The sequence below is a fragment of the Halapricum sp. CBA1109 genome (assembly GCF_009741825.1).
GTDB lineage: Archaea > Halobacteriota > Halobacteria > Halobacteriales > Haloarculaceae > Halapricum.
The window spans coordinates 1-12,959 of record NZ_WPCA01000078.1; the positions used below are offsets into that span (position 1 = coordinate 1).

9 protein-coding genes, 1 other RNA gene and 5 pseudogenes are annotated in these 12,959 nt (G+C 69.1%); 7 read left to right on the forward strand and 8 right to left on the reverse strand.

Going from position 1 to position 12,959, the window contains the following annotated elements; all coding sequences use genetic code 11:
* Nucleotides 1-28: 28 nt before the first annotated feature.
* Nucleotides 29-643: pseudogene (locus tag GJ629_RS09730) on the reverse strand (transcriptional regulator); the annotation flags it as partial.
* A gap of 117 nt (nucleotides 644-760) precedes the next feature.
* The gene (locus tag GJ629_RS09735) at nucleotides 761-1,258 is read right to left on the reverse strand and encodes a phosphate-starvation-inducible PsiE family protein (protein ID WP_157512791.1); all 498 of its coding nucleotides are present in this window, start codon (nucleotides 1,256-1,258) and stop codon (nucleotides 761-763) included.
* A gap of 83 nt (nucleotides 1,259-1,341) precedes the next feature.
* On the opposite strand from GJ629_RS09735, the pseudogene GJ629_RS09740 reads away from it, so the two are divergent.
* The 3 genes and pseudogenes from GJ629_RS09740 to GJ629_RS09750 all read left to right on the forward strand — a co-directional run bounded on the left by GJ629_RS09740 (nucleotide 1,342) and on the right by GJ629_RS09750 (nucleotide 4,081).
* Nucleotides 1,342-2,606 (forward strand): annotated as a pseudogene (locus tag GJ629_RS09740) (DUF1743 domain-containing protein).
* Nucleotides 2,607-2,666: 60 nt separating this feature from the next.
* Nucleotides 2,667-3,617, forward strand: a pseudogene (locus tag GJ629_RS09745) (formate/nitrite transporter family protein); the annotation flags it as partial.
* Between the two features lie 155 nt (nucleotides 3,618-3,772).
* Nucleotides 3,773-4,081, forward strand: coding sequence for a cupin domain-containing protein (locus GJ629_RS09750; RefSeq protein ID WP_157512793.1), 309 nt, complete (start codon nucleotides 3,773-3,775; stop codon nucleotides 4,079-4,081).
* Nucleotide 4,082: 1 nt separating this feature from the next.
* On the opposite strand, the gene GJ629_RS09755 is transcribed toward GJ629_RS09750, so the two are convergent.
* The gene (locus GJ629_RS09755) at nucleotides 4,083-4,475 is read right to left on the reverse strand and encodes a hypothetical protein (RefSeq protein ID WP_157512794.1); all 393 of its coding nucleotides are present in this window, start codon (nucleotides 4,473-4,475) and stop codon (nucleotides 4,083-4,085) included.
* Between the two features lie 112 nt (nucleotides 4,476-4,587).
* On the opposite strand from GJ629_RS09755, the pseudogene GJ629_RS09760 reads away from it, so the two are divergent.
* Nucleotides 4,588-6,009, forward strand: a pseudogene (locus GJ629_RS09760) (FAD-dependent oxidoreductase).
* A gap of 666 nt (nucleotides 6,010-6,675) precedes the next feature.
* On the opposite strand, the gene GJ629_RS09765 reads toward GJ629_RS09760, so the two are convergent.
* Together GJ629_RS09765 and GJ629_RS09770 are read right to left on the reverse strand one after the other, a co-directional pair.
* Nucleotides 6,676-7,623 (reverse strand): NAD-dependent epimerase/dehydratase family protein, encoded by a 948-nt coding sequence (locus GJ629_RS09765; protein WP_157512795.1) that lies wholly within the window; start codon nucleotides 7,621-7,623, stop codon nucleotides 6,676-6,678.
* 43 nt (nucleotides 7,624-7,666) lie between these two features.
* The gene (locus GJ629_RS09770; RefSeq protein WP_370515855.1) at nucleotides 7,667-7,942 is read right to left on the reverse strand and encodes a hypothetical protein; all 276 of its coding nucleotides are present in this window, start codon (nucleotides 7,940-7,942) and stop codon (nucleotides 7,667-7,669) included.
* Between the two features lie 120 nt (nucleotides 7,943-8,062).
* Between GJ629_RS09770 and GJ629_RS09775 the strand changes: the two genes are divergently transcribed.
* The gene (locus GJ629_RS09775) at nucleotides 8,063-9,463 is read left to right on the forward strand and encodes a hybrid sensor histidine kinase/response regulator (RefSeq protein WP_157512796.1); all 1,401 of its coding nucleotides are present in this window, start codon (nucleotides 8,063-8,065) and stop codon (nucleotides 9,461-9,463) included.
* On the opposite strand, the gene GJ629_RS09780 is transcribed toward GJ629_RS09775, so the two are convergent.
* From GJ629_RS09780 to GJ629_RS09790, 3 genes are all read right to left on the reverse strand, one after another.
* Nucleotides 9,464-10,471: an NAD-dependent epimerase/dehydratase family protein gene (locus GJ629_RS09780; protein WP_157512797.1), complete on the reverse strand. Its 1,008-nt coding sequence runs from the start codon at nucleotides 10,469-10,471 to the stop codon at nucleotides 9,464-9,466.
* Between the two features lie 59 nt (nucleotides 10,472-10,530).
* Nucleotides 10,531-10,950, reverse strand: an RNA gene (rnpB, locus tag GJ629_RS09785) — RNase P RNA component.
* Nucleotides 10,951-10,998: 48 nt separating this feature from the next.
* Nucleotides 10,999-12,117, reverse strand: a complete 1,119-nt coding sequence (locus GJ629_RS09790; protein WP_157512798.1) for a C4-dicarboxylate transporter — start codon at nucleotides 12,115-12,117, stop codon at nucleotides 10,999-11,001.
* 174 nt (nucleotides 12,118-12,291) lie between these two features.
* Here GJ629_RS09790 and GJ629_RS09795 point away from each other — a divergent pair, with 174 nt between their 5' ends.
* Nucleotides 12,292-12,660 carry a biotin/lipoyl-containing protein gene (locus GJ629_RS09795; protein WP_157512799.1) on the forward strand — a complete coding sequence of 123 codons (369 nt, stop codon included), beginning with the start codon at nucleotides 12,292-12,294 and terminating at the stop codon, nucleotides 12,658-12,660.
* Nucleotides 12,661-12,802: 142 nt separating this feature from the next.
* Nucleotides 12,803-12,959, forward strand: a pseudogene (locus GJ629_RS09800) (FAD-dependent oxidoreductase); the annotation flags it as partial.

Here is a 12,959-nt window from a genome sequence, read left to right on the forward strand (position 1 = left end):
GTCAGTGACTGCGAGCGGTTCGGCGTCGGGGGTCCTCGGGCGTCGGTTCGTCGTCACGGACGTCGTCGGCCCCGTCGATGACGTCGACGGGGGCGGTCAGCGGTGCCTCGAACAGTTCTTCCAGTTTCGCGGCCACCTCGACGGAGGCGTCCATCCCGTCCTCGTACTTCGAGACGGTCCGGCGGGAGACGCCCAGTTCGTTGGCGAGTTTCCCGAGGCTCCACTCGCGGTCCTCGCGGGCGTCGGCGAGAATTTCGCTGTCGATGTTGACGTACAGGCCGCCGGGGGCGGCGTAGATGAGCGGCGGCACCTCCTCGACGAACAGGTCCATCGCGGTGTCAGGCGAGAGGACGGGCACGCCGTGACGGAAGTAGACGACGCCCGGTTTCAACTCCTCGTCACGGGTCCGGAGGCCGATGACCATCGGCGTCGCCCGGAGGTACTCGCCGAGTCGGCGCATCTCCGCGCCGGTCTGGCCGTCGAAGGCGTCGATGTTCCCGAGTATCTTCACGAGTATCGTGTCCCGCCCTCGCCGGGCGGCGACATCGAAACTCTTCGGTCGGATCGCACACCGTTCGCTGACGGCGAAGCCTGCGTCCGACAGCATCGCGGTCACGTTCTCGACCAGTGCGGATCGGGACATCGCGGTATCACGTCCAACGTAAGTAGTTCACCGTATATATGTGTTGTGGCGGCCGTAACGCCTGCCTCTGGCGGTTTTGCACGCACCGACCCTGTGGATTGATATAGAAGCGCTGTGCTACTCTCTGCGGTACCACTCGACGATCAGCAGCGTCACGAGCGCGAAGATGATCATCGTGTACGCCGCCGCCGCGAGCAAGGCGTCGGTCGTACTGGCGTACTCCCCGGTCCGGAAGATGATCACCTTCCGTATCATCGCGATGACGCCGGTGAAGATGACCAACCGGACGATCTCCTGTCGTTCACTACGGGTCGTGTACGCGATGACCGTCTGGTACACCTCGACGATGATCAACAGCAACAGTCCGGTGTCGATGAAGCTGATGACGACGAGCGGATCGGTGATGCTGCCGTCCAGCGACGCCGTGACGATCTGTGCGATCAGGTCGAGGACGCCGATGGCGAACAGGGCCGCGAACACCGCCGCCGCGACCAACTCGACGTAGTTGATGAACACCTCGGTGTAGTGGGCGAACTGCTCGGCCCCGGGAACGGACACGCTCACCTCGTCCGACCCCGGCGGCCGTTCGTCGGTGTCCTCGGCCGTATCAGACATCTGTCGGCAACATTTGTCCCGGATCCGGAAATACGTATGGCCCGACCGAAACCCGTTAGTCCGACAGCGGGCTACTGGCTGCCGTGACACTCGTCGGCCTCGACGACACCGACTCCCGGGAACTCGGGATGTGTACGACCTACGCCGCCGCCACCCTCGCCGACCGGCTCCGGGCAGCCGGCCACGGCGTCGCGCGGGTCCTCCTCGTGCGGTGTAACCCCGCCGTCGAACACAAGACACGGGGCAACGCCGCGCTGGCGGTCCACACCGACGCCCCGGCGCCGACGGCCCGCGACCACGCCCGGGCGGTGCTTGCTATGGCCGCGACCGAGGGCCGCGGACCAACCCCGGCGCGGTGGTCGCCGACTGCTCGCCCGAGGCCGTCCCCGACGCCGTCGCCGCGTTCACCGACCGGGCGGTCCGGGACCACTGCGCTGTCGAGACGGCTCGCCGACTCGCTGCTGACGCCGGCTTCGAGACACTCAGCGACGGCAACGGTCGCGGCCTCATCGGTGCGCTGGCGGCCGTCGGCGCGTGGCGCGCCCACGACGACTGGACCTACGAGCACATCGCCTACCGCGAGCGCGACCGCTGGGGGACCGAACGGGAGGTCGACCGCGACTCGGTGTTCACCGCTGCCGAGGACGCCTACCCCGGCGTCTGGGACACCGTCGACCGCGTCGAGGGGACGGCGGTCTGTGTCCCGCGGACGCCCTGCCCCATCCTGTACGGCATCCGGGGGGACGACCCCGACGCCTGCCGGGCGGTCGCCGCCGCAATCGAGGGCGAACCCGTCGCCGACTCGCAGTTGTTTCTCACCAACCAGGGGACCGACGCCCACGTCCGGGACGGAACGGTCGGGGAAGCCACCGACGGCCGCTCGTACCGCCTCGACGCCACCGTCCGCGAGTCGCCGGCGACCCGCGCCGGCGGCCACGTCTTCCTGACCGTCGGCGACGGCGAGGCGACAATCGAGGTGGCGGCGTTCGAACCCACAAAGCGCTTCCGTGACCGCGTCCGGGCGCTCCGGGTCGGCGACGACCTGACCCTCTGTGGGGAGGTGAGCGACGGGACGCTCAAACTGGAGAAGTTCGCCGTCCGCGCCCTCGTGCGGACCGAACGGGTGACGCCCGACTGCCCCGACTGCGGGCGGTCGATGGAGAGCGCCGGGGCCGACCAAGGGTATCGCTGTCGGGACTGTTCGACGACCGCGCCGGGGAAAGTCGACCGGCCACTCGACCGCGACATAGAGCGGGGTTGGTACGAGGTGCCGCCGGTCGCTCGCCGCCACGTCGCGAAACCGTTGGTTCGTGGCGGCTTCGACGCGCCGACACACCCAGAGCGGTAAGCCCCGCCCTCCGGGGTGAATGACGACGTTTTATCGGTACTGCCCACAGAGTGGTCACCGATGGCCGACTCCGAGGACGACGTATCGCTCCGAGAGAGCGTCGAACAATCCGAACACGGCGCGCCCGCGGTGGGGGCCGTCGTCCGCGACAGATTCGAGACCGACGAGGTGTTCCAGCGCATCGTCGCCGCCGCCGACGAGGAGATAGACACCGGGGTCCGGGAGCTGTTCTTCAGCGGCCTCGCCGCCGGCTTCGCGATCACGCTCACCTTTCTGCTGTACGCCACGCTGTACGCCAAGACCGGCGGCGACCCGATACTGAGCGTCATCCTCTACCCCATCGGCTTCGTCTACATCATCCTCGGCGGCTACCAACTGTACACCGAGAACACGCTCCCGCCGGTCGCGCTCGTCCTCGAACGCCTGGCGAGTGTCCCCGCGCTGCTCCGGGTGTGGGTCGTCGTCCTCGTCGGGAACTTCGCCGGCGGTATCGTCGGCGCCCTCGTCCTCTCCCAGACCGGCGTCTTCGACGCCTCGACGGCCGCGGCCGCGACCAGTATCGCCCAGAAGGGCCTCCAGACGCCGTTCTGGGACCTGTTCTTCAAGGCTTGCTTCGCCGGCCTCATCGTCGCCGGCATCGTCTGGCTCGATTTCGCCGCCCGCGACACCATCTCCCGACTGGTGCTCGTGTTCATCGCCTTCCTCGCGGTGCCGCTTGGCAACCTCTTTCACGTCGTCGTCTCCTTCACCGAGGCGATGTACCTCGTCTTCCAGGGGCAGGCCGCCGTCCTGCCCGCACTCTCGGGGTTCATCCTCCCGGTGTTGCTCGGCAACACCATCGGCGGCGTGTTGCTCGTGACCGTCGTCAACTACTTCCAGACGACCGAACGCCGCGTCGAGTCGGTCCGGAAAGACGGCGTCGAACGGCAGTTGTCGTTCCGGGAAGTCCTCGTCGGCGGCCCCGCCGGCCGGTCGTACGTCCCGACCCTCCGCGAGGAGGACCCCAGCGAGGGCCGGTCGTGGGTCGACACCGACGACGAGGACTGAGTCACGCGAACCGCCGGCCCTTCGGCGGTCAGGGGGGAGATTTCGGCCCTTGCGACCGCGGGCGAGATATCCTCGCCCAGCCGGAAAGGGATTTCAGCCCGCGCTTCGGACACGGGGATATGCACCGCGAACACCTCGAGTTCGATCGGTTTTTCCAGGTCGTCGCCGAGACGGCCGACGCACAGGCCGCACAGATGACGCTCGCGCCCGGGGAGTCGACCGGCGGCCCGACCAACTACCACCCGGTGGCCGACCAGTGGCTGTTCGTCCACGCGGGCCGCGGATGGGCCGTCGTCGACGGCGAGGAGTACCCCCTCGAACCGGGGGACCTCGTCCGCATCGACGCGGGCGAACGCCACGAAATCGGGGCCGACGACGACGCCGCGCTGGAGACGCTGAACCTCTACGTCCCGCCGCGCGGCCGCTGACCTACCGCTCTCTGGCCCACGCCTTGGCCGCCTCGAAATCGTCGAACAACTCCCTGTTCAGCGAGTCGTCGGCCATCTCGACGATGCTGTCGACGCTCATCTCCGCGACGACGGCCTCGGGCATCACCATCGCCATGTGCTCCAGTCCGGCCTCCTCGGCCCGGGGCGCCCAGTCCCTGACCGACCACACCTGATCCTCCTCGGTGAGCGCGGAGTCGAACTCGCTCGTATCGGCGAGTATTGTGTCTGTCCCGGTGTCCTCGATGGCGTCGATGAGCGCCTCCATGTAGGTCCGGAACGCCTCGCCGTCGGTGAACTCCGTCAGTTCGCCGACCACCGCGTCGGCGTCCTCGTCGTACCACGCTGTCGCGTACGGTTCGTCGTAGTACGGCATAGCCGACCTGTTCGTGAGCGATCACTTATATCCTCGCCACAGAATATCACGGAAGATAATCATATCATCCGGCGCCCACACAGTTAGGGGGCCGGCCGGCGTAGCGGGAGCTATGACAGACCCGTTCGTCGTGGTCGGCGGTGACGCGGCCGGTCTGAGCGCCGCGAGCAAGTGCAAGCGCGAGGACCCCGACCGGGAGGTCGTCGTCTTCGAACGCGGGCAGTGGGTGTCGTACGCCCACTGCGGGACGCCGTACTTCGTCAAGGGCGAGGTCGAACGTCTGGGGGACCTGCTGTCTTTGTCCCCCGAGGAGATAACCGAGCGTGGTATCGACCTCCGGCGCGGCCACGAGGTACTCGCCGTCGACACCGAGGCCGGGACGGTCACCGTCGCGGGCCCGGGCGGGCACTTCGAACAGCCGTACGGCGACTTGCTGATCGCAACGGGTGCCCACGCGCTGACCGACCCCATCGAGGGCCACGACCTCGACGGCGTCCACACGATGCACGGGCTGGACTCGGCGGCCGCGGTGCGGGCACACCTCTTTGACCCATCGGTCGACGCCCGCGCGGCGGTCGGCGGCGAGGCGTACGTCGACACCGAGGCGGTCGAGCGCTACGGCCGGATGGCCCCGCCCGAGACGGTGGCCATCGTCGGCGGCGGCTACGTCGGCGTCGAGATGGCCGAGGCGTTCACCGCCCACGGCCTCGACGTCCACCTCTTCCAGCGCGGAGACCACCTCGTCCCGCCGTTCGGCGAGGCCGTCGCCGACCGCGTCGCGGAGACTCCGGGGGAACGGCGTCACGCTCCACCTCGGGACCGAGGTCGACCGACTGACCGGCGACGGCGCGGTCGACCGTCTAGTCTGTGGCGACGGCGAGACTCTCGCGGTCGACCTCGCGCTGGTCGGTATCGGCATCAGGCCGAACACGGACTTGCTGGCGGACACGCCCGTCGAACTCGGTGAGTCGGGCGCCGTCGCCGTCGACGACTACGGCCGGACGACCGCCGAGGACGTCTACGCGGCCGGCGACGTGGCCGAGATGGCCCACGCCGTCACGGGCGAGCGGACGTGGGTGCCGCTGGGTCTGACCGCCAACCGCGCCGGGCGAGCCATCGGCCAGACCATCGCCGGCGACCCCGAACCCGTCGGGACCGTCGCGGGGACGGCCGTCCTGAAGGCCTCGATCTGGAGTGTGGCCGGACGGGTATCGTCGACCACGAGACGGCCCGCGAAGCCGGATTCGACCCCGTGAGCGAGACCATCACCTCGGGGTCGCGCTCGGGGTACTACCCCGGCAACGCCGAGACGACGGTGACGCTGGTCGGCGACCGGGAGAGCGGCCGCCTGCTCGGTGGGACCATCGCCGGCGCCGACCGCGCGGCGATCAGGGTCGACATCCTCGCGATGGCGATAGAACAGGACGCGACCGTCGCGGACCTCGAACGCGCGGATCTGGCGTACGCACCGCCGTTCTCGCCGGTGTGGGACCCCGTGCTGACGGCCGCGAAGGTCCTCCGCGGACGACTCTAGGCCGCGCGCCGAGCAACCGCGAGAGCGTGTCGGTGATCAGGTCGCCGCTGGGCACCGCGTGGAGTGAGACCGGTAGTCCCGACCAGCGGTCGGCGTTACAGGGGCTGTCGACGCCGACCCGACAGACACCTACGTCGGCCGACTCGCTGTCGTTCGCGGGCGTGCGGTCGCCGCCGTCGACGGGCAGGCGTTCGCCGCTGTCGTTTGCGGGCGTGCGGTCGCCGTCCCAGTTCTCGCCGTTACAGGGACTGTCGGCCCCGACGACACAGACACCGACAGCGGTGCCGTCGCCGTCGGTCCGGTTCTCGTCGGGGAGTTTCGGCGGTTGTGCGTCGTCGGTCGGACGGTCGCCGCCGTCGACCGGCGTCAGCGTCCCGTTGCCGGCGGTGCGGTTCCTGTCACCGTCCCAGCGCTCGCCGTTGCAGGGGCTGTCGACGCCGACGACACAGACGCCGACGGCGGTGTCGTTGCCGTCGGTCCCGTTGTCGGCGACCGGCATCGGATCGTCGGCCGCGGGCGATACGTCGGTCGGACTGGCCGCCGCCCCGGCCGCGAGCGTGAGCCCACAGCAGAGCGCGACCAGCAGGAGGGACGTGCGCATCTCGACCGGAAAGTCACACCCCATAGAAGAAGCCTTCGGGAAGCTCAAACGGCCGTTTGACTCTGTCACCCCAGATGCGGTTCGTTCTCGGCGCCGTCGAGCAGGTCCCGGACCCCCTGCCGGACGGCTTCGTCGCTGGACAGCGAGGGCTCGTACCCCAGCGCGGCCAGTTTCTCGACCGAGAGGCGCATCTTCGGCACGTCGCCGGTCCAGCCCCGGTCGCCGCCGGTGTACTCGTAGGAGGGGTTCAGACCCATCTCCTCGCTGACGATGTCGGCGATGCGCGTGACCGAGGTGGTCGTCCGCGTCCCGAGGTTGTAGGTGTTCATCGCGCCATCGGCCGCTTGGACGACGTGACACATCGCGTCGATGCAGTCGTCGATGTGCATGTACGATTTCTCCTGGCGGCCGTCGCCGAGGATGGTCAGCGACTCGGGGTCCTCGGTGAGTTTGTAGACGAAGTCGGGGACGACGCCGGCGCCGTAGCGCGGGCCGACGATGTTGGCGAACCGGAAGTTCCACACGGTGAAGTCGTGGCTGTGGGCGTACGTCGACAGCAGGCTCTCCTCGGCGAGTTTGCTTGCGCCGTAGACGCTGATCGGTTCCAGCGGCGCGTAGTCCTCGGGCGTCGGCCGCGGGGCCTCGCCGTACACCGTCGAGGAGGAGGTAAACAGTATCTTCTCGACGCCGACCTCGTCCATCCGTTCGAGGACGTTGAACGTCATCGCCTCGTTGCGCTCCATCTGCTCGCGGGGGCGGTCGCTGTCGACGTACTTGTCCGCCGCGAGGTGACAGACGGCGTCGAACTCGGCGGTGAGCGTGTCTTCTAAGACCGCCGGGTCGGTGAGGTCGCCCTCGACGAATGTGACCGACTCGGGCACTGACTCGCGGACGCCGTTCGAGAGGTCGTCGACCACAGTGACGTCGTTGTCGGGCGCGAGACGGTCGAGCAGCGCCGATCCGATCAGCCCCGCCCCGCCGGTGACCAGCAGCCGCTTGCCTTCGAGATTCATATCCGTCGCTTCCGCTGTGAGGGCGATATAGCTTCCGGAGCGGTCAGGCCCCGGTCGTCCGGACCTCGAAACGGGTGTAGCCGCCGTGGGAGAGCTCTAGCGATCCGAGCCACCAGTTCCAGGCCTCGGCCAGCGAGTACCCTTCCGGGGCGTCCGAGAGGTGCTCGACGATCACCTCGGGCGTCAGTTCGTGGTCGAGGTCGGCCGCGTAGGTGCCGGCGTCCGCGAGGTCCCGTGCCTGTCGGGTGACGACCCGGAGTTCGTCGTCGTCGGCGTCGAACGCGTCCGAGAGCGCGATCGTGAGGGCGTCGCGGTCCACACCCGCCCTTTTCACACCGGCGCTATTGTGTGTACTGGTTTCCCACGGTCCGAGCGAGCCGAAACCAACGACTCGCTCCCGCCCGACGTTTTATGTCAACATAGGCGATAGTACGAAACGATGGTCGGGCCCTCCCGCGTACTCTACGTCGAGAGCGACCGCGAGTTCGCCGGCCCGGCGGTGACGGCGCTCGAAGCGGCGCTGTCCGGCGGGACTGTCGAACTCGTTCACGACGCTGGCGCGGCGCGCGCCCGAATCGCCGAGGCTGCCTTCGACTGCGTCGTCTCGGCCCAGACCCTCCCCGAGACGGCCGGGACCGACCTCTGCGCGTGGCTCCGGGAGGTCGACCCAACGCTGCCGTTCGTGTTGCTCGCCGACGGCCCCGTCGCCGTCGGCGATGCCGTCGCGGCCGGCGTGACGGCCACGCTCGGGAAGGCGTCCGTGGCCGCGGACGGCGACCGACTGACGGCGGCGGTGGCGGCCGCCGTCGACCGGGAGCGTGACCGCGACCGCTACGGCGTCGGACAGGCGGTCGAGGGCTACGGCGCGTGGACGTACGACGCCCGGAGCGGCGCGTTCCACACCACCGAGTCGCTGCGGCGGCTTCACGGTCACGCCCCCGAGACGCCCCTCGATTTCGACCAGTCGGTCGCGGACTACCACCCCGACGACCGGGAAGCGGTCCGGTCGGCGTTCCGGCGCGCGGCCGACGCGGGCGAGTCCTTCGACGTGGACGCGCGACTGGGCGAGGACGAACCCCGCTGGGTCCGGGTTCGTGGCTACCCCCAGTCGGTCGACGGGACGGTCGTCCTCGTCCGGGGGACGACCCGGGATATCACGGACTCTCGGCGGCGCGAGCGCAACCTCAGACAGCGCAACGAGCGACTGGAGGAGTTCGCACAGGTCGTCTCCCACGACATCCGCAACCCCCTGCAGGTCGCGGACGGGAACCTCGGACTCGCCGAGGAGACGTGTGACTCGGCGGCGTTCGAGCGCGTCCGGGCGGCCCACCGCCGTATCGAGGCCATCGTCGACGACCTCCTCACCCTCGCACAGCAGGGTCGACACATCGCCGAGACGGAACCGGTCGACGTGGTGGCCCTCGCACGGGAGTCGCTGACTACCTCCGACGCCCCGTCGGTGACGCTCTCGGCGGTGGGGGAGTGTCGGGTCGAGGCCGACCCGGACCGCCTGCGGCAGTTGTTCGAGAACCTGTTTAGAAACGCCGACGAACACCCCCCGGGCGAGGTGACGGTCACAGTGGGGCCGGTCGACCCGATGGCGACCACGACGCGGGCCGGCGGCGACCAGAAACGAGGGTTCTACGTCGCCGACGACGGCCCCGGAATCCCCGATGAGCAACGCGAGCAGGTGTTCGAACCGGGGTACACCAGGGCCGAGGACGGGACGGGGTTCGGCCTCGCCATCGTCGCACAGATCACCGACGCCCACGGCTGGGACGCCCGCGTCACCGAGAGCCTCGACGGCGGCGCGCGCTTCGAGTTCCTCGAACAGTCCTGATCACTCGCCCGACCGGACGCCGGCGGTCCCGTCCCGCCACTCCGCGATCAGGCCGTCGATCCAGCCGTCGTCGCCGCGGTCGATACGGTCCCGCGCCCGGAGGTACTCGACCACCTCGCGGACGCCGCGTTCCAGCGGAATCGTCTGATCGAACCCGAGGTCCCGGCGCGCGGCGGTCGTGTCGAAGGTGGTGCTGTAGCGGCCGTGATCGGCCAGGAAGTCGGTCCGGTCGGGGGCGGCGTCGCGCAACACGTCCGTCGGGACGTGGACGAACTCGGGGTCGGGGGCGTCCACCGCGTCGGCCAGCACGCGGTAGTACCGCTCCCACGTCGGGACCGCCTCGGCGGTGATGTTGTACGTCTCGCCGTAGGCCGTCCGGTTGCCGACGGCGCCGACGAACGCCCGCGCCACGTCCCGGCGGTGACAGGGGCCCCACAGGCCGGTGCCGTCGCCGTGGACGACGACCGGCGCGCCGTCCCGGAGGCGCGCGAGGTAGGTCGTGTCGACCCCGAAGGTGTGACAGAGGTTCCCGTTCCCGTGGGGGCCGTAGGTCGTCCACGGGCGCAGGATGGTCGCCGCGAACGCCCCGCGGTCGTGGGCCGCCCGGACGGCGTCCTCGGCCGCGACCTTGTTCGCGCCGTAGTCGCTTGTCGGGGGCCGCCGCGGCGCGGACTCGGCGACCGGACTGGCGTCGACCGGTCGGCGGTAGACGTCGACAGAGGAGGTCATCACGTACTGTTCGACCTCGCCCGCGAAGGCGTCGACCGCGAGATTCGCGTCGTGGTCGGAGAAACAGAGCATATCGATGACTGCGTCGGCGTCGACGCCGGACACCCGCCGCGGGAAGTCGTCGCCGAAGCGGTCGGCCCGGACGTGAGACACCGACTCGGGGATGTCGGCCTCGCTCTCGCCGCGGTTGCAGACGGTCACGTCGTGGCCGGCGTCGTGGAGTTGCCGGGTGATAGCCGTCGAGATGAGTCCGGTGCCGCCGAGGACGAGGACGTGCATACCGGCCGTTCGCCGGGGCGGCCCGAATAGCTGGCGGCGCCGCTCGCGAGTGTGAGAGTGGCTGCGGGGAGTAAGCCCCCTTCTGTTCGGCCCGGCATTCGGCTGGGCGTCCGTCCCGTGTCCGGGCTACCATACGGGACGGACTTGCACCGGTGAGGATTCGCCGTTCCATCCGTTCACTCCGGTCGACGGGCGGGCCAGTGGCCCGTCCGCCACGTTCCGGCGAAGCCGGGACGCACCCTCTGTGGGTTAGCTTGCCGTTCCTTTCTCGGCGGTCCGGCGCGGCCGCCTTTGGGCGGCGGCCGGCGTCGCCTTCGTCAGTCGGGCGTCGCGCACGTCATTGGTCGCGGAGTGCGGTGTCGTTTCTGTTCCAGTGCCGGCGGTCTCCCGCCCCGGGCTTGCGCCCGGTCACCTGCCCGGACGGTGGGGGGACTTTCCTCATGCCCCGCGAGGGGCACGGGGGCCGGGCTCCCGCTGCCACCCAATCTACTCGGCTCGGGGGATTAAGCCGTTCGGTCCCGGCGGCGTCACTCCGGGACGAAGGCGTCACCGCGGAGAATCATCCGACCGGTGAGCGCCGCGGTGACGGTCCAGACGACGACGAGCGCCGCCGTCACCGCCACGAGGACGTACGAAAGCGGTGCGAACCCGAGGAACCGACCGAGCGACCCGGCCGACAGCGCAAACGCGCCCATCGGGAACGTGTAGGCCCACCACGTGAAGAAAAACGGGTGGGTCCGACGGGAGACGTAGTAGGTGACCAGCGCGACGGTCAGGACGAACCACCACGCCGAGAACCCCCACAGTCCCAGTGCGAGCAGGCGCAACAGGGGGACGACCGGTTCGGCGGCGATGCCGAGGACGGCCCCGCCCTGCAGGGCCGCGGCGAGTTTCGCGATGGCGATGGTGAGCACCGCCGTCGGCGCCAGTCCGATGACGAACGTCGGCGCGAGTTTCTCCCGCGGGAGGCTCTCGTAGGCGTACCGGAAGAGGACGATAGCCCCGAAAAACAGGAACATGAACGTCCCGATACCGAGCGCGACTGTCGAGACGACGAACACCAGTCGGCCGGTCGGGGTGCCGCCGAGGTGTCCGGCGACGAGTTCGAATCCCAAAAGCGGGATGACGAGGTGGCTGACCGGCGGGATGTACCACGCGAAGACGCCGTGTTCGGTCCCGATAGCGTCGTTCGTGAACATGACCGTCACGACCAGCAGACCGAATCCGAAGATACCGGCGCTCCCGAGGACGAAAAGCGCCGTCAACAGCGGGTCGAGGACCGCCGTGGGCACGACGTCGCTCATCGTTCTGGCGATACCGAGGCCGAGGACGACGAGCGTTATCGGCATCGTCGGGAAGAACTGGCCGCGGATCGGATGGGTCAGGTCAGCCCAGACCCGCCGGGGGTACAGCCACATCCGCGAGAGCCACGGCACGGTGTAGGCGACGGTCAACACCGCCGTCAACGCGACGAAAAACTGTGCGACCACCTCTAGCGCCGCGATGTCGAACTCGGCGGCGACGAGCGCGACGGCGACGCCGACGGCACCGGTCCCCATCGTCGACCCGAACCACTGCGGGCCGAAGAACTCGATGGTCTTCGAGACGCGCGAGCCACTCGTCTGCGTCGGGTTCAGCTCACTCATAGTATTGTAGTATTGTATCTAATCTAAATTTCTACCCACTTCAATGCATCGCACTGGCCGGGAAATTGGTGTATATCGGTGCACTGTAGAGTACTTCCACTGTCTTGGCGCTATCGATCTCCGGTGTATTGTACAACAAAAGCAATATAGTGGTCCAGCACCGACGTGGACTCGATGGCACGAGAGTACACGGTACCGTCGTTCGACGACGGGAGCGAAGACGGGACGCTCGTGGACTGGCACGTAGAGACCGGCGGGACGGTTGAGGAGGGCGAGCGACTGGTAGACATCGAGACGGACAAGTCCGTGGTCGAGGTGGCCGCGCCCGAACGGATGGCGGTGACCGAGCGACTCGCCACCGCCGGGGACACCGTCGCCGTCGGCGACGTTCTCCTGCGGTACGACCCGTCTGCCGGGGCGGACACGACCACGGACGCGGAGGATGAGGACGACGGTCCACAGTCGGTCGTCTCCCGCGTCGGAGACGAGGGCGGCGAGGGCGACACCGACCCGACGCCGGCCGTCTCGCGGGTCGGGGAGTGACGAACAGGGAACCGACGACGGCCCACAGTCGGCCGTCTCGCGGGTCGGAGACGACGAGAGCGACGACGGCGACGCCGACCCGACGCCGGCCGTCTCCCGGACCGGGGGCGCGGCGCCGTCGACGGCCGACGACCGGACGGACGTGCTGGTCGTCGGTGGGGGGGCCGGGCGGGTACGTCGCAGCGATACGGGCGGCACAGCACGGTCTCGACGTGACGCTGGTCGAACGCGACGCCTACGGCGGGACCTGTCCTCAACTACGGCTGTATCCCCTCGAAGGCGCTCGTCCACGGGAGCGA

Excerpts from the sequence above, each read along its gene's own strand:
- GJ629_RS09750 (WP_157512793.1), top strand. The coding sequence starts at position 3,773 with ATGCACCGCGAACACCTCGAGTTCGATCGGTTTTTCCAGGTCGTCGCC.
- GJ629_RS09755 (WP_157512794.1), bottom strand. The coding sequence starts at position 4,475 with ATGCCGTACTACGACGAACCGTACGCGACAGCGTGGTACGACGAGGAC.
- GJ629_RS09780 (WP_157512797.1), bottom strand. The coding sequence starts at position 10,471 with ATGCACGTCCTCGTCCTCGGCGGCACCGGACTCATCTCGACGGCTATC.
- GJ629_RS09790 (WP_157512798.1), bottom strand. The coding sequence starts at position 12,117 with ATGAGTGAGCTGAACCCGACGCAGACGAGTGGCTCGCGCGTCTCGAAG.
- GJ629_RS09735 (WP_157512791.1), bottom strand. The coding sequence starts at position 1,258 with ATGTCTGATACGGCCGAGGACACCGACGAACGGCCGCCGGGGTCGGAC.
- GJ629_RS09775 (WP_157512796.1), top strand. The coding sequence starts at position 8,063 with ATGGTCGGGCCCTCCCGCGTACTCTACGTCGAGAGCGACCGCGAGTTC.
- GJ629_RS09795 (WP_157512799.1), top strand. The coding sequence starts at position 12,292 with ATGGCACGAGAGTACACGGTACCGTCGTTCGACGACGGGAGCGAAGAC.
- GJ629_RS09765 (WP_157512795.1), bottom strand. The coding sequence starts at position 7,623 with ATGAATCTCGAAGGCAAGCGGCTGCTGGTCACCGGCGGGGCGGGGCTG.